The sequence below is a fragment of the Vreelandella venusta genome (assembly GCF_044809155.1).
Lineage (GTDB): Bacteria > Pseudomonadota > Gammaproteobacteria > Pseudomonadales > Halomonadaceae > Vreelandella > Vreelandella venusta_B.
In genome coordinates this window covers 3,147,672-3,171,394 of record NZ_CP085241.1, presented here as the reverse complement: position 1 = coordinate 3,171,394, position 23,723 = coordinate 3,147,672, and the positions used below count along the sequence as shown (strand labels likewise).

Sequence of the window (23,723 nt, the reverse complement as noted above, 5' to 3'; positions counted from 1 at the left end):
CTATGTTTACCCATTCACTGCCTATCCATTTACGTCTTGGACAATCGTCTTAAGCAATCAGTTAAAGGGCCTCCCAATATGACGGATAATTTACGTGCATTGAGTATTACCTTGGTCGCAGAGCCTAAGCAGGTGAAGGGGTTCACTCTGACCCAATGGCGTATTGCGAGCCTGGCGCCGGGCGATCAAGGTGAGTATGTGCTAGAGCTTCAGCTTTCAATGACAGAGCGGGCAGCCTATCGCTTTAATCTAACCTCGGCATCCCCTCGGCTGTTCGTGCGGGCAGGGTTTACCGGCCAAACGCCTAAACCTGATGCACTCACCGCAAGCCAGGATGTGGCAGCTGGCTGGATGGATGGCGAGCAGCAGGTGTTGGAAGCGCCAATGCCGATGGCCATTCAGGTCTGGCTGGAGAACTATCTTGCCCGCCATGGCGAAGCACCGCCTGAAATGCGCAAGAAAAAACGTAAAGGGGCTGGGCGCGCAAAAGAGTTGCCCACCAAGGAGCAGCCACAGTGAGTCGATTAGAGCGCTGGTCGCGCAAAAAGCGCGGCGAAATAGAGGACGAACAGCCGCTGGAAAGTGAGGCGAGTGCGCCACCGAAAGCGCCATATTCAGCCACGGCGGCAGAGGAGGGGTCGGGAGCGTCTAGCGAGCAGCCGATATCGCAATCGCCGGACGCTGAAGAGGCGCCCGCGCCGGGCAGTGTCGATCACACCTTGCCAGACCCCGATACTCTGCCTCCTGGTAGCGACTTCAGCGCGTTTATGGCCGCTGGCGTCAGTGCTGCACTGCGCCGTCGCGCGCTCAAGCGGCTATGGGCCACGGGAAACTACAACGTGCGCGATGGTTTGGATGATTACGATGCTGATTACCGCCAGCAGCTTAAGCCTATGGCGAGTGAGCTGGCGGGTAAGCTGCGTCGCTGGGCGGATAAAGCGGAGAAGAGCATTGCCTCTGATGAGAACGCTGGCGAAGAAGCACATACTCACGCGCGTCAGGTGGATAGCGAAGAGCACTCGGTTGCGTTGAATCGTCGTGAAGATGCCCCGCTTTCTGAACAGAATAGCGAGCTAGACGACCAGTCTGATAGTATTGAAGCGTTTTCAGACAAGGTGTCGAAAAGGACATAAAGTGTTTTAATTACAATTGGTTATTGGTGTTGGTTCAGTGGAGCGTTGATACTCTGAAGGCTAAGACATTGGCAAAAAAGACCATAGGCTCATACGCTCAAGGAAGATAAAGCGTTACTATAAGTATTAGAAACTTAAAAACTAAACTTACTTAATAATAAAAACGACATTCTGACCGTGAGCGTGCATGAACCAACGTATCCAACTGGCGTCGCTAGACGACCAGCGTAATGTCGCCGCCCGCGAGGCGGTGCGCCAGCGCATCTCGTGGCCGGCTAATTTAACACCGGCTAATGTAACCTACCATAGTCGCGGCCATGTGCTGTTGCTGGGGAGTGCCCATGCTGCGTACGCCGCTGCCCGCCTTTTGCAGGGCCGCGGGCTTGCTTCGCTAACGCTGCTGCTGACGGATGAGCCTGCGCAGCAGGAGGCCCTTTCAAGCGGCAGCGAGCCGCTGATTGAGCGCTGTTTCTCCACTGAGCAGTTTCAGAAGCTTCATATCTCCGGCCATCTCGGGGCCTTTCACGTTGAGCTGCGCCCGGAGGATGGTGACGTGCTCAATGTGGCCCAAGCGCTTCTCGAGCGAAGCGGTTTCGATGTCGTACTGGATATGACTGGGGCTGATCGTCTCTTCAATACGCCCGCCTGGGAACTGCCTCCGCCTGGCTACGTGTTGCTTGATTGGGCAACGCAACGCAATCCCGGTGACGTGCTGGATAGCGTGGCGGAGTTAACCGGCGAGTTTGATAAGCCGCGCTATTTTCAGGTTAATAGCGACCTCTGTGCCCACTCCTCCAGCGGAAATATCGGCTGTACGCGCTGCCTGGATGTTTGCCCCGCAGACGCCATTTCCAGCTATAAAGGCCGGATTGAGTCGCGCATTGAAATCGACCCCTTTCTTTGTCAGGGCGTAGGTAGCTGTACCAGCGCCTGCCCCACGGGCGCCATCGAGTTTCGTCTACCCGAGACCCGCCGGCAGCAGGACACTCTGTCAACGTGGCTAGCGGCGTATCGCGAAGCCGGTGGCCGGGTGCCGGTCATGCGCTTTATCACCCAAGATGCCCTCGACGCTGAGCGCCAAGCGGGCGTCGTCACGCCAGGCTTCCTGCTGGATGCGCCCCTGGAAGAGCTTGGCGCTGCAGGTCACGACCAGTGGCTCACGGCGCTGGCCAACGGGGCTGCGGAAGTGCGCATCCATTTGCACGACGAGATGCCCTCCCGCTTAAGTACGTTTCTCGCCGACCAGCTTGCTCAGGCTCATTGTTTGCTTGAAGCGCTCGGCCATGACGCTGCTCGCATTCGATTTGTTGCGCCAGACGACAGTGAGGCCCGCGATGCGCTGCCTGCCTTGATGCCACTGACCGATACGGCACTTAGCTTACCGGAGCCTGATAAGCGCCTGCGCTTGAATCGGGTGCTGGAGCATTTGGCTGCTCTTGGAACACCGAGCGGCGAGCGCCACACGATGCCCAGCGGTGCGGCCTATGGTGCTATCGAGGTGGACAGTGCGGCCTGCACGCTCTGCTATGCCTGTGTCAGTAACTGTCCGACGCCCGCGTTAAGTGCCGGTGGTGATACGCCTTCGCTTAGCTTCCGCGAAGCGGACTGCGTGCAGTGCGGCTTATGTGAAGAGGCGTGCCCTGAAGACGCTATACGCCTGCAGCCCGGCTTTTTGGCCTCTCCAGAGCGGCAAGCGCGGCATGTTTGCCATGAAGAAGCGCCATTTGAGTGCATTAGCTGCGGCAAGCCCTTTGCAACGGCCAGTACGGTGGCGGCGATTAAACAAAAGCTCGCCCATCACCCCTACTTTGCGGGGGAGGCAATGGCGCGTTTAGAAATGTGCGAAGACTGCCGAGTGAAGGACGTTTGGAAAACCATGATCCGCGATCCTAACGCGCAATTAAAGGTATAACGCAATGAGCGATGCAATGCCCACGCTGAGTGATTCAGAGGCACTTCGAGCAGATATTTATCAGCTCCTAGCCAGCTTGTTGCGCCAGGCCCCCGACATAGCGCTATTGCACTGGCTGGCCGATTTAGAGATAGAGCAGGATGGCAGCCGGTTAGCAGAGTGCTGGGCAGCACTGTCCAGCGCTGCCAAGACCGCGACCCCTGAGGCGCTACAGCGTGCCCACTTTCGCCATTTGGTAGGCGTCATTCAGGGCGAAATAGTCCCTTATGGCTCCTGGTACCTCAACGGCGAGTTAATGGAGGCGGCGTTAGTGGCGCTGCGCCGCGACTTGCGCGTACTAGGTTTTGAGCGTCGTGAGTCAATCCGCGAGCCAGAAGATCATTTGGCCGCTGTATGCGAAGTCATGGCCATGCTGGTGGCCTCGCAAAGCCAAGAGCAAGCCTATTTTTTTCAGCAACATATCAAGCCCTGGGCCGGTAGCTGTTTTGCTGACCTTGCCAAGGTAGACACCGCTTTCTATGCAGCGCTTGGGCAGTTAGGTGGCGCTTTTATGGAAAGCGAACAGGCTAGCTTGAGCGATCAAGCGGCCTATCAGCCGGTTCGTATTGTTGAGCCATAAAAAGAAAGGGCATGAAAGAGGAGAACCCCCATGCAAACGTCACATAACGCTGAGCGCCGCCGGTTTATCAAAACCGTAGGATTAGGAACCGCTGCCGCGGGCGCGGCCGCCGCTGTTGGCCATGTCACTTTGGCTCAAGCCGATACCGCGAAGCCGGTGGCGCGCGAAAAGGCGTCGGTCAATTACCGTGAGACTGACCATATTCGTGCTTACTATGCGTCGCTGCGCGACTGACGGCTCAACGCCAGGAGAATTGCCATGCGTCTAACTCGCAAAACAACATCCCCCAAAGCCTCCGGGCTGGGCATTTCCCGCCGCCAGTTTTTGCAGCGCACCGGTGCCGCCACCGGTGGCGTGGCGGCTGTCGGCTTTATGGGTGCGCCGATGATGCAGCGCGCTGAGTCGGCGGAAAAGACCCCCGTGCTGGACTCGCCGGTAGAAACCAAACGCACTATTTGCTCGCACTGTTCGGTAGGCTGCGGCGTTTACGCTGAGGTTCAAGAAGGCATCTGGACCAAGCAAGAGCCTGCCTTTGACCATCCGATTAACCGTGGCGCCCACTGTGCCAAAGGGGCATCGCTACGCCAGCACGGTCACTCCACCCGCCGTCTGAAATACCCGATGAAGCTCGTTGCCGGTGAATGGCAGCGCATGAGTTGGGACGATGCGGTCAACGAAATTGGTGACAAGCTGCTTGAGCTGCGCGATGCACACGGCCCGGATAGCGTGTACTGGCTAGGCTCAGCCAAGTTCAACAACGAGCAGGCGTATTTAATGCGCAAGCTCGCCTCCATGTGGGGCACCAATAATACCGACCACCAGGCGCGTATCTGTCACTCCACCACGGTAGCCGGTGTGGCCAATACCTGGGGCTACGGGGCGATGACCAACTCGCTCAACGATATGCACAACAGTAAAGCGATACTGTTTATTGGCTCTAACCCGAGTGAAGCGCACCCGGTGGCGATGCAGCATATCTTGATTGCTAAAGAGCGTAATAATTGCGACATCATCGTGGCCGACCCGCGCTTTACCCGTACGGCAGCGAAAGCCAATAAGTACGTACGCCTGCGTCCTGGCTCGGATGTTGCCTATATCTGGGGCTTGCTGTGGCACATCTTTGAAAACGGCTGGGAAGATAGCGAGTACATCAGCCAGCGCGTTTACGGGATGGATGAAGTCCGCGCTGAAGTAGCCCAGTTTACGCCCAGCGTCGTGGAAGACATCACCGGCGTGCCGGAAGCGGATATGTTTGATGTGGCCAAGCGTCTGTCGGACAACCGCCCAGGCTGCGTTGTGTGGTGTATGGGCGGCACCCAGCACACCACCGGTAACAACAACACCCGTGCTTACTGCATTTTAGAGCTGGCGCTGGGCAACATTGGTAAAGCTGGTGGCGGTGCCAACATTCTGCGCGGCCATGACAACGTGCAGGGCGCTACCGATCTTGGGCTGGGCTGTGACTCGCTGCCGGGCTACTACGGTTTGGCCGAGGGTGCCTGGCAACACTGGTCAACCGTATGGGACGTTGACTATGAGTGGCTGAAAGGGCGCTTTGACGATACCGAGTACGCTGACGGCAAACCCATGTACTCCAGCGGTATTACGGTTTCCCGTTGGGTAGATGGCGTGTTGGAAGAGGACGAAAACATCTCCCAGCGCACCGCGCTGAAAGCGATGTTCTACTGGGGCCACGCGGTTAACTCGCAAACCCGCGGCGTCGAAATGCAGCAGGCAATGAAGAAGCTTGAGATGATGGTCATTGTTGACCCTTATCCCACCGTAGCTGCCGTTATGCACGACCGCAGCGATGGCGTTTACCTGCTGCCTGCAGCGACCCAGTTCGAAACGACCGGTAGCGTCACCGCCACCAATCGTTCTATTCAGTGGCGCGACCAAGTGATCGAACCGCTGTTTGAGTCAAAGCCCGACCACGAAATCATGACCCTGTTTGCGCGCAAGCTCGGCTTTGGCAATGAGTTCGTCAAGAACTTTGAGATGGAAGGCGATCGCCCGGTCATTGAAGACGTACTGCGTGAAATCAACCGAGGTATGTGGACGGTGGGCTACACCGGCCAAAGCCCCGAGCGCCTCAAAGAGCATCAGAAAAACTGGCATACCTTCAGCTTTGAAAACCTGCGCGCCCAGGGCGGCCCCGCTGACGGTGACTACTATGGCTTGCCGTGGCCATGCTGGGGAACGCCGGAGTTCAAACACCCTGGCTCACCCAACCTGTATGACACCAGCGTGCCGGTCATGGAAGGCGGTATGGGCTTCCGCGCCCGTTTCGGTATTGAGCGTGACGGCGTCAACTTGCTGGCTGAAGGCTCGGCGCCAGTGGGTGGTGAGATCGATGACGGCTACCCCGAGTTTACCGACCAGCTACTTAAAGACTTAGGCTGGTGGGACGACTTAACCGACGTCGAAAAACTAGCCGCTGAAGGTAAAAACTGGAAAACCGACCTCTCTGGCGGCATTCAGCGGGTCGCGATTGGCCGTGGGTGTGCGCCGTATGGCAACGCCAAAGCACGCGCCGTGGTGTGGACCTTCCCGGATGCTGTACCGAAGCATCGCGAGCCGCTTTACACCACGCGGCGAGACCTGGTTGAGCGCTTCCCCACCTGGGACGACTTCGACTCCATCATGCGTCTGCCTACGCTGTACAAAACCATCCAGGATCGCGATAACAGCGCTGACTATCCGATCATTCTCACGTCGGGCCGATTGGTTGAGTACGAGGGCGGTGGTGAAGAGACGCGCTCCATGTCGTGGCTAGCCGAGCTTCAGCAGGAGATGTTCGTCGAGATGAACCCAGCCGATGCTAACGACATTGGCGTACGGGATGGCGATGATGTTTGGGTAGAGGGCGCGGAAGGCGGTCGGGTCAAGGTGAAAGCGCTGGTAACGCCCCGCGTTGATCGCAAAGTGGCCTTTATGCCGTTCCACTTCGGCGGCATGTTCCAGGGTGAAAGCCTGCGTGACCGTTATCCGGACGGCTCTGACCCGTACATTATTGGTGAAGCAGCGAATACCGCTACCACCTACGGCTATGACCCGGTGACGCTCATGCAAGAGACCAAGTGCACTATTTGCCGCATTGAGCGCGCTTAAGGCTTTTGTGCCTGACGCTGCTAAACAAGACCGACCGACCTGACAGTACTGCCGGTGAAGGCAATGCCTCCACCGGCAAGAGGAGAAGACCATGGCTCAAATGAAATTTATGTGTGACGCCGAGCGCTGCATCGAATGCAACGGCTGTGTCACCGCCTGTAAAAATGCCAACGATGTCGAGTGGGGCATTCAGCGTCGTCGCGTGGTCACGCTCAACGACGGTGAAGCGAGTGAAATGTCGATCTCAGTGGCGTGTATGCACTGTGACGATGCGCCGTGTATGGCGGTGTGTCCGACTGACTGCTTCTACAAAACCGATGACGGCATCGTGCTTCACGATAAGGACCTCTGTATCGGCTGTGGCTACTGCCTTTACGCTTGCCCCTTTGGTGCGCCCCAGTTCCCCAAACAGAATGCCTTTGGTGAGCGTGGCAAGATGGATAAGTGCACGTTCTGCGCTGGCGGCCCTGCCGAAAGCAAAGAAGAGGAGTATGAGAAGTACGGCTCTAACCGTATTGCCGAAGGTAAGCTGCCGCTCTGTGCCGAGATGTGCTCTACCAAGGCGCTACTGGCAGGTGATGCCCAAGACGTGGCCGACATCTTCCGTCAGCGTGTGGTGCATCGTGGCCATAAAGATGGCGCTTGGTCCAACAACCCTCAGGCCAGTGCCGATAACCTAGCCTACGATGCTGCCCGTAAAGGGTAAGGAGGCGTGTCATGAACCTGTTGACTGCACAGGCACCCGCAAGGGTGCCGCGCTCAGGTAAAGGGCTCGCCCTGGGCATTTGGCGCTTGGTGATGGTGGTGCTGGTAGTGATGCTTAGCCTTGGGTTCACCCAGGTAGCGGTGGCCCAGGCGGAACCTGACCGCGAAATGAGAACGGCTGCCCCCGGCATTACAGCGGATCAGTGGCGCCAGGTGCGTAGTGGCGAGACGGATGCAAATTACCGTGACTCCCGCTATGAGAGCGACTACAACCTGATCAACGCCAGTGGCGAAACTTGGCGCACGTTGCGTAACCGCTGGGTGTCGCCGTTTGGTCTTATCGTTGTGCTGGGCATGGCGGGCGTTATCACGCTGTTTTACCTGATTATCGGGCGCAAGCACTTAGACGAGCCGCGCACTGGCCGGAAGCTGTTCCGTTGGTCGTTGCTTATGCGCTCACTGCACTGGACGGTAGCTACCCTGTTTATCACCCTGGCGCTGACGGGGTTAAACTTGCTGTACGGCAAGTTTGTTTTCCGTTCACTGTTTGGCGATGCATTTTGGGCGTGGATGATCTCAGCGTCTAAAGTGCTGCATAACTATTTGGGGCCAATCTTTGGCATTTTGCTGATTGTCCTGTTAGTGAAGCTGCTTAAAGATAACATTCCTAAAAAGCATGATTTGCAGTGGTTCAAGCAGGGTGGCGGCTTAGTGGGTAAAGGGCACCCGGACGCGGGTTTTGCTAACGGCGGCGAAAAAGCCTGGTACTGGTTGCTGGCAACCGCAGGCATTGTGGTTATCGCGAGCGGCTTCGTGCTCGACTTTCCTAACTATGGGCAAAGCCGAGACACGATGCAGTGGGCCAATATCATCCACGCGGTGGGTGCCTTGGGACTCACCGCCGTAGCGTTGGGTCATATTTACATCGGTACCGTAGGCACTGAGGGGTCATTAGAAGGCATGACCACGGGTTACGTCGATGAAACCTGGGCGAAAGAGCACCACAACCTATGGTACGAAGACGTTAAAGACCAGGCGATTAGCGAAGAGGAAGTTGCCGCACGCAAGTCAGGTGATGGCCACGACGAAGCGGCCGCTTCTCGGCCAAGCTAAAATGCACTAAGTAAAGCCCTTCGACACCGCCTACGGGCGGTGTCTTTTGTTATGCTGCTCTAAACTCACTTTAAAGAGATATCAACATGGCAACATTTGACGAACTGGATAACGCAACGCGCACTGAGCTTGAAGCCGCCGCGTTTCGTCGCTTGCTAAAGCATTTAGACGACAACAAGGATGTGCAAAATATCGACCTGATGATCCTGGCCGACTTCTGCCGCAACTGCCTCTCCAAGTGGCTAGTCACGGCGGCAGAAGAGCAGGGTACTTCGCTTGAGATGGAAGCCGCCCGTGAGTACGTTTATGGCATGCCTTACAGTGAGTGGAAAGCGCACTACCAAGGAAAAGCAACGCCTGAGCAGCTAGCGGCACTTGAGGCGCGTAACGCTCAAAAGAAAGCGAAGGAGTAGCCGATGGAAAGCATGATAGCGTTGAACGTGGCGGTGTTGACGGTATCGGATACGCGCACGGAAGAGAACGATCGTTCGGGCCAACTCCTAATAGAGCGACTCACCGGCGCGGGTCATACTCTGGCTGAAAAGCGCATTGTGCAGGATGATGTGTACCAAATCCGCGCGGTGGTGGCCCAGTGGATCGCAGACCCAGCGGTGCAGGTAGTCATTACGACAGGAGGAACCGGCTTCACCGGGCGTGACTCCACCCCCGAAGCTATCTCGGTGCTGCTGGATAAGCGTATCGAAGGCTTTGGAGAGCGCTTTCGCCAACTGAGTGGCGACGAAGTCGGTAGCTCTACGATTCAAAGCCGCGCCTTGGGCGGCTTTGCCAACGCCACTGTCGTGTTCTGTTTGCCCGGCTCAACCGGCGCTTGCCGCACCGGGTGGGACGGTATTTTGGCTGAACAGCTGGATAGCCGCCATAAGCCCTGCAACTTTGCTAACTTGGTGATTCCAGGCCGGGGGCAGCATGGCTGATTTACAGCCGATTGAAACGGCTCTTGAAGCGCTGCTAAAAGACGTAAACCCGCTCGACGCAGAGAGTATTGCGTTGGAGGCGGCTGCAGGCCGTGTGCTGGCGGAAGCCGTTACTGCACAGCTGGATGTGCCGCCGTTTGATAATAGCGCCATGGATGGCTACGTCCTGCGCGCCGCGGATGCGGGGCAGTGGCTGCCGGTAAGTCAGCGCATCGCGGCAGGCACCCCGGCCCAGGCGTTGGCCGTGGGTAGCTGCGCGCGTATTTTTACCGGTGGGGAGATTCCTCCTGGTGCCGACTGCGTGGTGATGCAAGAGCGCGTAGAAACTGATGGTGGTCGTGCGCTGATACCTGAGGATATTCCTGTGGGCGACAACGTTCGCCGCCAGGGGCGCGACGTGAAAAGCGGCGCTGTGCTGTTAAACGCCGGTGAACGGCTGGAAGCCGCAGCGCTGGGCCACTTGGCCGGCCAGGGAATAACTCAGGTAAACGTGCGCCGTCGGCCCCGCGTGGCGTTGCTCTCCACCGGCGACGAGATTGTTGACCCTGGCACGCCGTTAAAGCCCGGCCAGCTCTATAATTCAAATCGCCCGATGCTGAAACGGCTGCTGGAAAATTTCGGTGCGGAGGTGGTGCAACGGGTTAGCGTACCGGATGACTACGCGCAAACCGTTGAGCTACTGCGCCAAGCGGCGACGGAAGCTGACGTAGTGATTAGTACCGGTGGCGTCAGCGTGGGCGAAGAGGATCATGTCAAAGCCGCTCTGGAATCGCTGGGTCAGCTGGATATGTGGAAGCTGGCAATTCGCCCCGGCAAGCCGCTGGCCCTGGGTCGTTTGCCCTGCAGAGATGGCAGCCAAGCACGCTTTGTAGGGCTGCCGGGCAATCCAGTGTCCAGTTTCGTGGGGGCATGGCTCTTCTTGCGTCCCTTGCTGGGCGCAATGCTAGGCTGCTCGGCACTGACATCACTGCCAGTAGTGACCGCGAAAGCAGGGTTTGCTACCTCCACAGGCCCACGGGAGCACTATATGCGCGTGACGCTGACATTCGCGCCCAGCGGGATAACGGCAGCTGCCTTCGATGATCAGAATTCCGGCGTGCTGTCGTCGTGCATTAACGCGGATGCCTTGGCGGTGATTCCGCCAAACAGCGAGATAGCCAAAAATGATCAGATTCGCTGCTTATGGTTGGCGAGTTAAGGAGGGAGAAGGGGGAGGCATTAGCTTGCGCCCGTCTAGTAGCAGCACGAGTTGCTGCTGTTCAAACGTGAACCCGCATAGTGCCGCTGAAAAACGTCGGGAAAGCAGTAGTTTAGGTAGTGGGTAAAGCGTATTGGCAGGCAGTTTTTGTAGAGTGATGTCGCCGCTGACGCCCAGTTGCCACGTAGTGGTTTGTTCGCGACCGGTTTGCGCGTGGGATAGGGTAAGCCAACCGCTAGGCGATGGCTGTGGAGCGCTACTTTCATAGAGAAGCGAGTGGGCATTAGTGGTGTGCAAGGCCGCTGGTTGATCGGTCATGGCGAGCACATGGCACGCCTCTATAGCCGCGCGATAAGGTCCAACGCAAAACAGCACCATCGCCACCTGGGGCTGCCGGGAGGTCTCTTGAGGCTCACGCACCTTAGCCTAGCCCCTGCTGGTAAGCGTTGAATAAAGTCTCCGGGTTTAGCAGGGCAACGGCTTGGTGCTCATTGATCGGCCACAGTGCGCTCACATAAGGGCGTAATGTGCTCGAAAGCGTATCAGGAGGCGTTTGCAGCATACGTTGGATAACGTCGCACACATCGTCGAGCTGATCTATACGCACGCCGCTACTCATGCCCGCTGCGTTGACTAATAAAATCATGCCGTTAGCCGGTTGCTCTGGTGCAGAAAGGCCAAGCAGCTGATGCAGGCTAATCACAGATTCAATGTTGCCACGCAGGTGCAAGACGCCTTCGGTGGAGACGGGTAGCCCGGGGACGTAATAGACGGGCTGGTCGCTGGGTAAAATTTCGCTGATGGCGCTGCCAGGGAGTGCAAACCGTTGGCCGCTGAGTCGAAATAGCACAAGCTGTTGAGTGGGTTCCTCAACATCGACCACTGTCTTGTCATCGCCCTGTGACGCCAGCGCTTCCTCCAAGGAGGCGTGATTGTCTGGGGTATCAGCACTCATCGGCTGGCTCCGTCGATATCACTATCTGATTACGCCCTTGGTCTTTGGCAAGATAGAGCGCTTGGTCAGCGCTTAAGCGCAGCGACTCGGTAGAGGGCTGCTCAGGGAAGCTGCTAATACCTGCGCTGAAGGTGCAACGAAATCGAATGTCACCGGCGTGGAAATCGACCAGCGCAAAGTCTTCGCGCAGACTGTTGATTAACGGGGCGGCTTTTTCTGCGTTGACACCTTTTAATAGGACAACAAACTCTTCGCCACCGTAACGGCCAATAATATCGGATAGCCGGAGACGGCTTTTTAATAGCCTTGCCAATGTGATGATGACTTGGTCGCCCGCTAAATGGCCGTGGGTGTCGTTAACCTGCTTGAAGTGATCAATATCAATCATTGCCATCGCGTGTTCGCTATTTTCCCGGTGCGCCTGGGCAAGGGTTTTATTGATCAGCTCAGTAGTGGTGCTGTGGTTATACAGGCCTGTCATGCTATCGCGGGTCATTAATGAGCGCAGCAGGCGCAGGCGTTCAGCGCGCAGCCGAACGGCAGAGACCAGTTCATCGGGCTGCACAGGTTTGGTGAGAAAGGCTTCAACACCCGCAGACATCGCGGAGATCTGTTTTTGACTGTCGGTTTCGCTAGAGAGATAGATGATCGGCAGCCCCAGGTACTCCGGCTGTTGACGAATAATCGTCGCCAGCTCTTCCCCTGAGCACACCGGCATATACACATCGACCAGCAGTAAATCAGGGCTAAAGCGCTCCATCGTGGTGAGTGCATCGGCAGGGTGATGCACTTGTTGGGCCATCATGCCGCCCTCTTCTAGCAGCAAGGCGTGGTAAGCGGCTACTTCCGGCTCGTCATCTACCACAAGCACCTTGAGCGGCTCTTCTGCCGCCGGGGCGGTGAGTTCATCGACCGCCAGCATAAGATCCAGTGGTTTTACCGGCTTGATAAAGTAACCATCGCAACCTGCGCGAGCGGCACTCAGTCGCGAATGAAAGTCGCTGTGGGCGGAGAGGACGATAGCAGGCAGGGGCTGGTCAGTTAATTTATTAAGGCTAGCCAGGGTTTCCGTGCCGGCTGTTTGGCCCTGGGGAAACTGCACATCCATGATCACCGCGTCAGGGCGACGCGTGAGCACGGCGTTAAAGAACGTTTCTGTGTCGAGAAAATGCACCACCTCATGGCCAAAACAGCGCAAGTGATGAATCAATTGATCGACCTGTTCGGGCTCATCGTCGCAAAGATAAATTAACCGCTGGCGCTTATTGCGCAATGGCTCAACTGGGTTGGTAAGCTCGAAGCTTTGCACGGCCGCCAGCGCTTTCTGTTGGCCATTGTGTGAACACAGGTGCTGCTGCTCACGCTTTAGCTGAAGCAGCAGTTGGCTAATATAGGTGTCGAGATCAGTGCGAGGGTGTGACGCGGTGAGCGCCTCCTCAGCTTGGTCTGCCAGCAGGGCAAGCCGTTCAAAGCCCAGCGATCTCCCGGTTCCTTTCAGGCTATGAAAGAAGCGGTGCAGTTCCGGGGCAAGTCGCGTTTGCTCTTCCACTGAGGTGCGGCTCTGCTGCCACAGCTTAGCGGTTTGCGCTAAGCGGTTCGGAAGCTGCTCAATAAAACGCTCACGCAGCTGATTTAGCTTTTCGTGCAGCGAGGGGGCGGGCTGAGACATCAAACTACCTACGTGATTGGTCGAAAGCGGCGATCCGTTCCATTGTATCCATTCCATCGCAGCGAACATTGTTTAGGAGCATGCTTAGCCGTCGAGCGCCTGTTTTACGGCGGTGGCTAAGGTATCTGCCAGGTCTGCATCTTTACATAAACAGGCCGTTAGGCCCGGCGTTTGCTGTAGTGCTTCATTCGGGGTATCCCCGGTGAGTAAAATAAACGGTAGATGGTTGTCTTGCTCACGCAGCATTGCGAGAAGTTCAGTTCCGTTGACCAGGGGCATGTGCATATCGCTGACAAGCAACGCGATATCGCTGTGCGTGTCTAACTGCTTGACGGCGTCCATCGCGTCATGGGCCAGTAGGGTGCTATGTCCCTGTGACTCAAGCAGTGCCGCCGTCATTTCCCCCGCAAGCGGATCGTCGTCTATGACTAGAATATGCATCCGTATCCTCTTGATGGTTATGTAAGTGGGGCAAGCCGTTAGCCCAGCAGGGCCTGTAGCGTCTCTACTAAATTATTTTGATCAAAACTGCCTTTGACGATATAGGCATCAGCACCGACCTCAATACCGCGCCGTCGATCAGTTTCTTTCTCACGAGAGGTGATGATGATAATGGGCCGATAACGATAAACCTCATTTTCGCGCAGTCGGGCAGTCAGCGCAAAGCCATCCATAACCGGCATCTCGATGTCGGTAAGCACTGCGTCAAACGGTTCCGCCAGCGCTTTGGCTAATCCCTCGCGACCGTTTTCGGCCAGGGTGACGTGATAGCCCCACGCTTCCAGCACATCTTTTTCGATTTCGCGGGTATTCAGTGAGTCGTCGACCACTAAAATGCGCTTTGTGAGTGGGGTTAGGTGCTGATCGCTAGGCTTGCGTTGGGTATTGTGCTGGCTAGCCTCCAGCAACGCGGGGATGTGAAGTAGGCTCACCAGCGCATTTCGCCCTACGGTCACCATACCTGAAACCAGCGGTAGGTGGCGCAGGTGCGCAGGCAGCGGCTTGATCACCATATCGCGTTCGTCAATCAGAGCATCAATCATTAAGGCAAGCTTCTGCTGCCGAAGGTGGACAACCAGCAGTAGCGTGTTTTCAGTGGTAGGCGTCGTTTCTGGTAGCTCAAGCAGCTGCGCCAGTGAGACAACGGGGACAAACTCGTTGCGTAAAATCAAAGTGGGCTGACCGGCGGCGTCAATGAAGGATTCCGATGAGCACTCCACCAGCTCTGACACGTAAGGTGCGGTTACCCCGACGGTGACACCGCTAACGCTGATCAGTAACACTCGCATCATCGCCAGTGACAGCGGCAGGCGCAGGGTAAAGCGTGTGCCGCGGCCATGTTCACTGGCAAGCTGCAAGTCGCCGTTCAGCTCGTCCACCACGGTGCGTTTAACGACATCCATGCCCACGCCGCGCCCTGAAAAGTCGGTAATCATGCTTTTGGTCGAGAAGCCGGGCAGGAAAATAAGCTCCAGGGTCTCCTGCTCACTCAGAGCGTTCAGCTGCTCTTCACTCACCAGCTGTTTAACGAGCGCTTTTTGACGCACCGTGTCCAGTGCAATACCGGCGCCGTCGTCATGCATCTCTACCACCACCCAGTCAGCATCTTGCCACGCTTCAATCACCAGCTGTCCACGCAGAGCTTTACCCGATGCCTGGCGCTCAGCGGGCGGCTCTAAGCCATGATCCAAGGCATTACGCAGCAGATGAATGAGCGGGTCTGACAGGCGGTCAATCATTTGGCGGTCCAGCTCGATTTCACCGCCGCGCACACGGCAATCAACCTCTTTACCCAGTGACTGAGCCAGTTCACGGGACATATGTGCGAGCGGGTCGAACACCACGCTGAGCGGCAGCATGCGCATTTGCAGTGCCCGGTCATGTAGGTCGCTCATCAGCGCGTCGTGACTTAACACGCTATCTTTCAGCTCGCGGTGAAAGGCATGAAAGGGGGGCTGCTGAGCCGCAGGAAGCGTGGTGCTTAGCGCACGCGCTTGCTCTACGAGTGTGTGTAAGTGGTGGTGTCCCGAAAGCACTTCCCCCATCAAGCGAATAACATCGTCTAGCCGGTCCAAGCGTACCCGCACGGTATCGCTGAGACGTAGCTCGCTGTCGGGGGCCACCACGGTTGAGGGTGCAGGCGCCGACGACTCCGCAAGGGGAGCGGGAGGCTGGGGGGAGGTCTCACCGCGAGCAGCTTGCTCCAGGGCGCTACACAGCGCTTCATCCGCTGCGGGCAAGTCGTCGCCTGTCGCCCCTTCAGCGAGTTGGCTGACGAAGTCAGAAAGCCCGTCAACTGCCTGGCGGAGAAGGCTCGTCACCGTCGGCGACGCGTCGAGCGTGCCATCGCGCAGTGCACTGAGCAGCTCTTCGGTACTATGCGCCAGGGCCGTAATGGGCGTCAGTTTCAGCATGCGCGACGAGCCTTTCAGCGTATGTGCCGCGCGAAATAGTTCGTTGATCTGCTCGCGATCAGCAGCGCCCTGCTCCAGTGCGCTGATGCCTTCGCGTAAACGCGGCAGGTGGTCGGCGGCCTCTTCCACAAAACGCTGAACAAAGCGGCGAATATCCAGCGCCATATCAAGTCACTCCCTGTGAGGTGTCAGTGGCTCCCAGCGTGATATTAACCGCATCTAAATAGCGTTCGGCAAGAAAACGCGCATCACCGGGGGGGAGCGGTGGGGCGATAGTGGCCAATCCGCCGCTGGAGGTGGGGGCGTTGGTTAACAAACGTACCACGGCGGCATAGCGCTGCCGACGCTGTAATGGTTCGTCGGTCAACTCGCCTTGGCGGTAAAGCTCCGCCAAATAGAAGTGCGCTGGCCAGCACTCTGGGGCAGCGTAAATGGCCTTTTTAAAATAGTCGTGGGCTCGCTGAGGCTGCTGTTGCCAACGGGCCACTAGCCCGCTTAACACCAGCGCGTCGATAGACCACGGCTGTTGCTTAAGCAGCGTTTCAAGCAGCGTAGCGGCGTCGTTAAACGCATTTTGGTTCAGCAACTGATGGGCGTTATGCAGTTGGTGGGCAATGCTGCCCGCTGCGGTGGTGTCCGACGCAGCGTTGAGCGCCGCGTGCTCAGGCGGCGTAGCGGGTGCTAAGCCAGCGCTATGGGCGCGCTCTTGCGTTTTTCCAGCGCTCTCATCGTGATTAAAAAGGGTATCAGGCGGTGTCTCCACCAAGTCTGAGGAGAGTGGCGGCGGGGGCGCAGGGCGCTGTGTATGGCGAAAGTAAAAAATGCCCTGGTCTTCGACCAGTTCAAACACACCGAGATCGTTGCCCAAGGTTTCGGTGATACCGCAAAGTAAGATGCCATTCGGCGCCAGTAACGGGCTAAGCTGCTGGTGAATACGCCGTCGCGTCTGCTGGTCGAAGTAGATCGACACATTGCGGAACAGAATGACATCAAAAGGGCCGCCAGGAGGGCTCTCGTTAGCATTGAGGAGGTTAAACGGGCAAAAGGTGACCCACTGGCGCAGCGATTCGTGAAGCTTGAAGCGACCCTGGAAGGGGCTAAAGTAACGCGCTTTGAAGTCGGGCGAGAGGGCGCGAAACGCCATACCGCTATACACCGCCTGACGTGCCCTGGCGAGGATGTGATGATCAAGGTCGCCGCCGGTGATCTTAAACAGTGTCTTGGCGCGCTCGCCAAAGCGTTCAAATAGCATCATCGCTACGCTGTAGGGCTCTTCACCGGAAGAGCAGCCAGCGCTAAAAATAGAGAGCGGCGGCTCCTGTGTGGCTAAGCGTTCAGGTAAATAGGTGCTGACTAACCACTCCAGGGCATCTGGTTCGCGACAAAAATAGGTTTCGTTGACCGTTAACTGGCTGACAAAGTGATTGAAAAGCGCCGTATCGCGGGTTAACTGTTTGAGAAGCCGAGAGGTGTCGGTTATTCCTGTCGAGGCTTGTAGGCTCGTGACTGCCCGGAATAGCCGGGCTTCGGCCAACCCTTCTAGGTGTAAACCACAGCGCTGGTGTACCAGGGCTTTAAAAGAGGCAAGCGCGCTCATGCGAGAGGCTCCGGTCGGCTATTTAAATAGCCGCGCACATACCACAAGAGCCGCTCCGTTAGGCTCTCGAGCGGTAACTCATATTGAATAACGCCCGCTCGAACGGCTTCCTGGTTCATGCCGTAAATCACCGAACTGGCTTCATCTTGCGCTAATGTAGTGCCCCCTGCCTGATAAATAGCGCGCATGCCGTTCACGCCATCGCGGCCCATGCCGGTCAAAATAATGCCAATAGCATCTTTGCCATACACCTTGGCAATGCTCTGCAGTAGAACATCACAGCTAGGGTGATACAGAGCGTTTTCAGGGCTGGACTGAAGCTGAAAGCGGTGGTGGGGAGAGATACACAAATCACGCTCTGAAGGAGATAAGTAAATGTGCCCAGGGCGGATTTGCTCGCCCTCTTTGCCCACGCTGACCGGCATGGCACACAGTGAGGCTAGCCACTGCGCCATGCCATCGATAAACCCATGACTAATATGCTGGGCGATGACAATGGGTATTGGAAACCCGGCGGGCAACGTTCGCAGCAGGCGTACTAAGGCTTGCGGGCCACCGGTTGAGCAAGCAATGGCGATAACATGTTGAAAGTCCCTCGGCACGCCCGGTGGAGCAGTAGGCAAGTTAGGTAGGGTGGCGCTGGGGGTATGTGTTGTAACGCGTCGCCTGAGACGGGTAATGACCGCGACGCCGGCAAGCAGACGAACACGTTCCAAAAAACGCTCGGCGTCGGCCCCTACCAGTGTGGGTTTAGGCATGACTTCTAGTGCGCCCACCTCCAGCGCTTGATAAGCGGTTTGTGCATCGGAGCGGTCACTCACTACCAGTATGGGCACGCCCTTGCTGTACATGATCTCTTCGATAGCGCTTAAACCATCCATCACCGGCATGTTGAGATCCATGGTGATCAGCTGCGGCGCCAGGCGTTTGGCCAGTTCAACCGCTTCACGGCCGTTCGTGGCTTCGCCTACAACCTCAATGTCCTCCGCTCGGCTAAGGATATCGCGTAGCACCTCGCGGGCTACTTGGCTGTCGTCGGCAATGACTACCCGAATCACACTCATCCGGCATCCTTATCAGCGGTCTTGATGGGTAAGGGTGAACTCCTGCACCAACGCGTTAAGCTCAGCCGACATTTGAATCATATCTTGGCTGATATCGGTAATACTGCGCACCGAGTGTGCGTTGCGTGAGCTGGCGGTATCAATGTCGCGCAGTGCCATCACCACCTGGCTACTGGCGGTTTTTTGTTGCTGGGTAGAGAGCGATATCTGCTGGGCGGCGCTGCTGGTTTGGCTCGCTGCTTTAAGCAGGGCGTCCAGATCCTGGGCCGTGCTCAGGCTGGCTTCAACGCCCTGCTCGATAGAAGCGGCACCTTTCTCAGACGCTACCACCAAGCGATTAATCGCCGTCTGGATATCGTCGGTGTGCGCTTCAATCTCCTGAGTAGAGTCCGTTACGCTGTCGGCTAAACGACGTATCTCACTGGCAACGACTGAAAAGCGCCGCCCCGATTCCCCCGCGCTGGAGGCTTCCAGTGCGGCATTGAAGGCGATCAGCTTCGTCTGAGCGGCCAGCGTGTTGATCAACTCCATGACTTTGTTGATCTGCTTGGATTTCGCTCCCAGCGTCATGATCTCAGTCAGGCTCTGCTCGCTGTCGCTGCGGATATCCTGCATTTTTGACTGTAGCAGCTGCATAGCCGCGCTGCCTTTGCGGCTGCGCTCCAGAGTTTGGTTGGCCACGTCGACCACTGACTGGGAGTGGTCAGCGATTTGTGTCGATGAAGTAGAGAGCTCTTCCATGGTGGAGGTGATTTCAGCCACCGAAGAGGCCATCTCTTCAACGGCTGCCGCCATGGTTTGGCTTGCTTCATTGTCAATATCGCTGCCGTGCACGCCGGAAAGCCCCGCCGTTTTTGCCAGCCGGTCGGCGACGTGCGTTAGCGCCACCGCGTTCTTGGCCACCGCCGCAATCGCACGGGAGAGGCGTTCAAGGAGTTCGTTTGTTTGATGGGCTAAGTCGCCAAGCTCGGCATTATCGTCGGTACTGACGCGGCGCGAGAGATCTAAACTAAGGGTGATATCTTTTAGCTGACGCTGAAAATCAATCAGGGGACGGGTCAGGCTGCCCGTCAGCGGATAGAGAATCAGCAATCCGATAAGCAAAATGAGTAGCCCTAATCCGCTAGATTCTAAAAAGCGCTCCCGAGTGGAGGTCAAGTAACTCTCTTTGTCGACTTCCACCATGAGGTAGCGCTGCAGTTCGGGCAGCCAGCGCGTACTGATCAACAGCGTTTGGCCGTCGCGCTCAATCTCTTGTACTTGGAGGTATTCATCAGGCCGCAGGCGCTGCGACGTTTGGTCTGGTAAGAGCTCGGCCGTGGTGATGTCCCCATCGCTGCGAATGAGCAGCTCTCCTTCTGCGCTGAGTAGGGATGCACGTCCGGTGTCACCCAAGCGGAAGTCGTTAATGAGGGTGGCCATTTGGGAGAGGTCCAGCCCCGCTCCCGCCACGATCAATGGCAGGCCGTTGGCGGTATTGATCGTGCTACGGTAATTCACGTACACAAAAGCATCGTCAGGTGAAAACGTATCGCTATCTAAATTCAATTCGTAGGCGTTGTCGCTTTCAATAAAATGGTAGTACCAATCATCCTCGCTGCCGGGCGGCTGAATAATGCGCTGCAGAAGCTCGCCGTTGCGCAGTTGAATATAGTAGCCCCGTCCTTGGTATTGAGCGGCGATAAACAGCAGCTCGGTGTCTATCTGCTCCATCAGGCGGGTAAGATAACGGGTAATGTCAGTTTGATCTGCTTCAGGCAATCCGTCGCGAACCCACTGTTCAATGAAGTAATTATTGGCCAGGCTTTCGGAGATGGCGAGATTTTGACTGAGGTTGAGGTTGATGTGCGCGGCTAGCCCTTCGACCTGGGCCGGTAACTCTTCGTTAATAAGATAGTTTAGTCGCGCTTGGCCGTAGGAACGCGCTTGAAGATAGAGCGCCAGGAGCATTGCCAGCGCGAGGACGACGCCAAAGGAGAGAAATAGCCGAAGCCGTAAAGGTAGAGATTTCCAGCGCGCCATCATGTTTGCCGTTGCTCCAAAGTAAACGGTGGCCCTGAAGACGCAGCGGCATTTAGCTTTAACGCTGTTAGGAAACGCTCAGGGTAAAGAGGGTGGAGGGGAGTGCCCCGCTACTTATGAACGCGATTTGTGAACGTCGTGCTTATCGCCGTCTCCATCAGTAGTACCAACGATTTCAGCCTTTTTAGTGCGTAATGTCTAGTGCTAATCAGTTGAATGGGGTACGCCTAGTTATACGATTGCGTGGGGAATAAAGCAGGAGGAGTCTTTGGTGATGCGGCCCACGTCTTCACGAATGCCCATTCCACAGGCGCGGTCTCCCACTACCCAGCTACCGATTAGGGCATGATTGTCACCAAAGCGCGGCATCGGGTGGTAAGCCTGACGAATCCAGGGGCTGTCAGTGTAAGGGCCATCTACGACCTCCCGCTGGCCAGCGGGAGTGATCAGCTCCACGTTGCTGCCTTCCCGTGAAAAGAACGGTTTACGCACCCAGCCTGCTGGCAACGGCGGGCTGTTGGCATCCTCGAAAAAAGCCGGTAGCAGATTAGGGTGGCCCTCAAAATGCTCCCAAAGCAGCGGCAGAATGCCTTTGTTGGAGAGAATTGCTTTCCAGGGCGGCTCAAACCAGTGGGTACTCAACTGCGGTATATACTCGCCAAATGCATCGTCGGCCATCTCTTCCCATGGGTAGAGTTTGAACAGGGCGTGGATGGGCTTATCATCCAGGTCAACAAAGTGCTCTGCACCAGCGCGCTGACCAATATCTTCCATGTAGATGAACGGGGCTTTCAAGCCTGCCTGTACCGCCACATCCTGCAGGTAGTGCACGGTAGCACGTTCTTCAGCGTTATCTTTGATGCAGGAAAAGTACAGGGTGCGCGCTTCAATACGGTCACCAAGGTGCGCCATGGCATTGATTAGGCGCTCCTGGATTGAGTTGTACTGATCCGCATGGCGCGGCAGGATACCTTGTTGGATCGCTTGCTCAAGCCACACCCACTGGAAAAATCCCGCTTCATACAGCGATGTGGGCGTGTCGTAATTCAGCTCTAACAGCTTTGCGGGGCCGTTGCCGGAATAGGCAAAATCCATCCGCCCATAGAGGTGCGGCTGGCCCGCTTTCCACGAGTTGTGGATGCTGTCCCACATGTGCTCCGGTAAAGCCAGACGCTGCATCAGCGCATTGGAGTGGCATACCTTGTCTACCAGCTCCATACACATTTCATGCAGCGCTTCAGTTGGGGCTTCGATGTCCCGCTCTACCTGTTCTAGGGTGAATTGATAGTAGGCGTCCTCTTTCCAGTAAGGCTCACCGTCGATGGTATGAAAATGAAAGCCCAGCTCGTGGGCGAGGGCTTTCCAGTTATTGCGTTCAGGGATATCGATGCGAAGCATGGTTACCTTTGCTGGCGACTTAGGAGCCCCAGCCGCCCCGCGCCGAGGAACGAGAGCCAAAACCGCTGCGCTGAGACGCGGCTTGGCGACTCTGAGCCACTGAGCTGCGCATCGCATCGTTACGCTGAGTGACGCGTTGGGTCGCCTGGTTAGAGGCGGTGTTCCAGTTACCTTGGTTCTGGCGATTGCGGTAAACCGGCTCCTGGTAGACCCGTTCAAAAGAGCGGCCACGATTGGTGTTAGACATCATGCTGCCGACCATATAGCCCATCATGGCGGGCATAAACCAGCTGCCTCCCGTGCTGCCCGTCGCCGCTTGGGACTGCTCCTCCGTCGGGGCGGTACACGCGCCTTCACCATTCTCTGCTTCGCACTCTTCAAGGGTACTATAGCGCGGCACCGCTTCTAATGAGGCTTGGTAGGCATCTTCGCAGGCACTGCGGGTATAGATATTCTCTGCCACGCAATCCTCAACGCTTTGAAAGCTGCGTGGCTGATCGAATTCGACTTCCGTGATCTGCTCTTCCTGGGGCGGCTGACCGCAGGCAGTAAGACCAAAGGCACTGGCACCCATCATTGCGAGCGTTACGCGCCCGCTGCGCTTACGGCGCGGTAAATGAGGCGTTAAATCGTCATGCTTAGACATATTGGCTCTCTCCTTACCACGTCATTGAGGCGGCATTAAGAAGGCCGACCGCTATGGCAACGCTGGCCATCAAAATGCCATAAGCATTGTGACCTTCGGTAATGTGCTGAGACAGGCTTTCACCCTGCTTACGCAGAAACAGCTTAACCGCGAAAAACGTCGCTAACTGCACGATAAACGCAACAATGCCCCAGAGTACAAAATCAATAAAGTTAATGGAGTGCGCCATCGCGCTGTACAGCGGAATGGTAAAACCTAAAATAGAGCCACCATAGGCCGCTGCCGCGGCAGCGTTGCCTTCGCGAATCAGGGTCCATTCGTGGTGGGGAGTCATACGGCTATAGCAGTACATAAAGGCGGTGAGCAGCACAATCGCCGTCACGAGGTAAGCAATAAACGACGGTAAGCCGTATAGGTAGTTCACCATGGTGATTGTTTCCTTTTATCGTGGGTAAAAACTGTTCTTAAAAACCGTTCTTAAAAATTGTTTCTTCAAGCTTAGATTGCATCAATGTCGACGGAGGCCACATCCACGCCGACGTTGTGCACCACCATAAAGCCCCCTTCACCATCATCCTCGGCGCTCAGTAGTAAGTACTCCATACGCTCAGTGCCTTCGATGGTGCGCTCATAAAGCATGGCATGGTGCGTCACTTGCCTAGCCGACAGGCTTTCGGTAGTGATTACCTGCTCGTCGAAAATCACCGGTGGTGACCACAGGCTGTCGCCATTACCCCACACTCGCTGATACGTGCAGGCACGTGCTTCTTCCGTTGTCGATGTCAGCGCCACTGTTTGCGCGCCCAGGCTGTCAGGCTGTTTATCGTCACCGTTGATCAAACTATCGAACTCAGTATCGGAAAGATGGACGACACGGTAAAAATCGAACAGTTTGTATTCAAGCACCTGGCCGTTCTCAATATTGGCTTGCAGCCAGGTATCATTATCCAGATAGAAGCGCACCAAATGCGCCCCTTGGCCAAGGTCTACATGCCCGACGGCAGCAATATGGTGATAGGCATCGTCATCCCACTGGAACAGTGAATCGGCGTGGGCGCGTAGGCCGATCAGCTTAATGTTGACGCGCCCATCCAGGCGCAGGCCCTCAAGGTCTTCCTGGCTGATGCCCATGGGTAGGCCCGCGGCTACCGGGCGGCCTGTGGTCGGTTCGGGAGACTTTTCCGTAGTGGCGCGAAAAAGCGCCTTGAGGGTGTTAAACATGGCCTGCCTCG

The 23,723-nt window shown here is 56.6% G+C and carries 23 protein-coding genes; 11 read left to right on the top strand and 12 right to left on the bottom strand.

The window, feature by feature from the left end; all coding sequences use genetic code 11:
• Positions 1 to 78: 78 nt before the first annotated feature.
• The 11 genes from LG301_RS14750 to glp all read left to right on the top strand — a co-directional run bounded on the left by LG301_RS14750 (position 79) and on the right by glp (position 10,726).
• Positions 79 to 519 carry a DUF3305 domain-containing protein gene (locus tag LG301_RS14750; protein ID WP_404471913.1) on the top strand — a complete coding sequence of 147 codons (441 nt, stop codon included), beginning with the start codon at positions 79 to 81 and terminating at the stop codon, positions 517 to 519.
• Positions 516 to 1,133, top strand: coding sequence for a DUF3306 domain-containing protein (locus tag LG301_RS14745; protein ID WP_404471912.1), 618 nt, complete (start codon positions 516 to 518; stop codon positions 1,131 to 1,133). Before LG301_RS14750 ends, LG301_RS14745 begins: the two co-directional genes overlap by 4 nt.
• A 187-nt stretch (positions 1,134 to 1,320) precedes the next feature.
• Positions 1,321 to 3,045, top strand: coding sequence for a 4Fe-4S dicluster domain-containing protein (locus tag LG301_RS14740; RefSeq protein WP_404471911.1), 1,725 nt, complete (start codon positions 1,321 to 1,323; stop codon positions 3,043 to 3,045).
• Between the two features lie 4 nt (positions 3,046 to 3,049).
• Positions 3,050 to 3,664, top strand: coding sequence for a molecular chaperone (locus tag LG301_RS14735; RefSeq protein ID WP_404471910.1), 615 nt, complete (start codon positions 3,050 to 3,052; stop codon positions 3,662 to 3,664).
• Positions 3,665 to 3,694: 30 nt separating this feature from the next.
• Positions 3,695 to 3,898, top strand: coding sequence for a twin-arginine translocation signal domain-containing protein (locus LG301_RS14730; RefSeq protein WP_404471909.1), 204 nt, complete (start codon positions 3,695 to 3,697; stop codon positions 3,896 to 3,898).
• Between the two features lie 24 nt (positions 3,899 to 3,922).
• Positions 3,923 to 6,775 (top strand): molybdopterin-dependent oxidoreductase, encoded by a 2,853-nt coding sequence (locus LG301_RS14725; RefSeq protein ID WP_404471908.1) that lies wholly within the window; start codon positions 3,923 to 3,925, stop codon positions 6,773 to 6,775.
• A gap of 91 nt (positions 6,776 to 6,866) precedes the next feature.
• Entirely contained in the window at positions 6,867 to 7,481 is a 615-nt protein-coding gene (gene fdh3B, locus LG301_RS14720; protein WP_404471907.1) for a formate dehydrogenase FDH3 subunit beta, read from the top strand.
• Positions 7,482 to 7,492: 11 nt separating this feature from the next.
• On the top strand, positions 7,493 to 8,593 hold the full coding sequence (locus LG301_RS14715; RefSeq protein WP_404471906.1) for a formate dehydrogenase subunit gamma: 1,101 nt from the start codon (positions 7,493 to 7,495) through the stop codon (positions 8,591 to 8,593).
• Between the two features lie 86 nt (positions 8,594 to 8,679).
• Positions 8,680 to 9,006, top strand: a complete 327-nt coding sequence (locus LG301_RS14710) for a DUF1244 domain-containing protein (RefSeq protein ID WP_404471905.1) — start codon at positions 8,680 to 8,682, stop codon at positions 9,004 to 9,006.
• Between the two features lie 3 nt (positions 9,007 to 9,009).
• Positions 9,010 to 9,528: a molybdenum cofactor biosynthesis protein B gene (moaB, locus tag LG301_RS14705; protein WP_404471903.1), complete on the top strand. Its 519-nt coding sequence runs from the start codon at positions 9,010 to 9,012 to the stop codon at positions 9,526 to 9,528.
• Positions 9,521 to 10,726, top strand: a complete 1,206-nt coding sequence (glp, locus tag LG301_RS14700; protein ID WP_404471902.1) for a gephyrin-like molybdotransferase Glp — start codon at positions 9,521 to 9,523, stop codon at positions 10,724 to 10,726. The genes moaB and glp overlap by 8 nt, the downstream gene beginning before the upstream one ends.
• Here the strand turns inward: glp and LG301_RS14695 are convergent.
• The 12 genes from LG301_RS14695 to LG301_RS14640 form a co-directional block, all read right to left on the bottom strand.
• Positions 10,709 to 11,146 (bottom strand): hypothetical protein, encoded by a 438-nt coding sequence (locus LG301_RS14695; protein WP_404471901.1) that lies wholly within the window; start codon positions 11,144 to 11,146, stop codon positions 10,709 to 10,711. The two genes, glp and LG301_RS14695, sit on opposite strands and share 18 nt — an antisense overlap.
• 1 nt (position 11,147) lies before the next feature.
• The gene (locus LG301_RS14690; RefSeq protein WP_404471899.1) at positions 11,148 to 11,681 is read right to left on the bottom strand and encodes a chemotaxis protein CheW; all 534 of its coding nucleotides are present in this window, start codon (positions 11,679 to 11,681) and stop codon (positions 11,148 to 11,150) included.
• Positions 11,671 to 13,350 (bottom strand): diguanylate cyclase, encoded by a 1,680-nt coding sequence (locus LG301_RS14685; RefSeq protein WP_404471898.1) that lies wholly within the window; start codon positions 13,348 to 13,350, stop codon positions 11,671 to 11,673. The genes LG301_RS14690 and LG301_RS14685 overlap by 11 nt, the downstream gene beginning before the upstream one ends.
• Before the next feature lie 84 nt (positions 13,351 to 13,434).
• Positions 13,435 to 13,791: a response regulator gene (locus tag LG301_RS14680; RefSeq protein WP_404471897.1), complete on the bottom strand. Its 357-nt coding sequence runs from the start codon at positions 13,789 to 13,791 to the stop codon at positions 13,435 to 13,437.
• Between the two features lie 38 nt (positions 13,792 to 13,829).
• Positions 13,830 to 15,929 carry a response regulator gene (locus tag LG301_RS14675; RefSeq protein ID WP_404471896.1) on the bottom strand — a complete coding sequence of 700 codons (2,100 nt, stop codon included), beginning with the start codon at positions 15,927 to 15,929 and terminating at the stop codon, positions 13,830 to 13,832.
• A 1-nt stretch (position 15,930) separates the two neighbouring features.
• Positions 15,931 to 17,361: a CheR family methyltransferase gene (locus LG301_RS14670; protein ID WP_404471895.1), complete on the bottom strand. Its 1,431-nt coding sequence runs from the start codon at positions 17,359 to 17,361 to the stop codon at positions 15,931 to 15,933.
• A complete protein-coding gene (gene cheB / locus LG301_RS14665; protein ID WP_404471894.1) occupies positions 17,358 to 18,425 on the bottom strand; it encodes a chemotaxis-specific protein-glutamate methyltransferase CheB in 1,068 nt (355 codons plus the stop codon). The genes LG301_RS14670 and cheB overlap by 4 nt, the downstream gene beginning before the upstream one ends.
• 12 nt (positions 18,426 to 18,437) lie before the next feature.
• On the bottom strand, positions 18,438 to 20,450 hold the full coding sequence (locus tag LG301_RS14660; RefSeq protein WP_404471892.1) for a methyl-accepting chemotaxis protein: 2,013 nt from the start codon (positions 20,448 to 20,450) through the stop codon (positions 18,438 to 18,440).
• A gap of 228 nt (positions 20,451 to 20,678) precedes the next feature.
• Positions 20,679 to 21,845 carry a glutathionylspermidine synthase family protein gene (locus tag LG301_RS14655; RefSeq protein ID WP_404471891.1) on the bottom strand — a complete coding sequence of 389 codons (1,167 nt, stop codon included), beginning with the start codon at positions 21,843 to 21,845 and terminating at the stop codon, positions 20,679 to 20,681.
• 19 nt (positions 21,846 to 21,864) lie between these two features.
• Complete coding sequence (locus LG301_RS14650) at positions 21,865 to 22,491, bottom strand: DUF1190 domain-containing protein (protein ID WP_404471890.1); 627 nt, start codon at positions 22,489 to 22,491, stop codon at positions 21,865 to 21,867.
• Positions 22,492 to 22,504: 13 nt separating this feature from the next.
• Positions 22,505 to 22,918, bottom strand: coding sequence for a DUF350 domain-containing protein (locus LG301_RS14645; protein WP_404471889.1), 414 nt, complete (start codon positions 22,916 to 22,918; stop codon positions 22,505 to 22,507).
• A gap of 71 nt (positions 22,919 to 22,989) precedes the next feature.
• Positions 22,990 to 23,712: a DUF2491 family protein gene (locus LG301_RS14640; RefSeq protein WP_404471888.1), complete on the bottom strand. Its 723-nt coding sequence runs from the start codon at positions 23,710 to 23,712 to the stop codon at positions 22,990 to 22,992.
• Positions 23,713 to 23,723 lie beyond the last annotated feature (11 nt).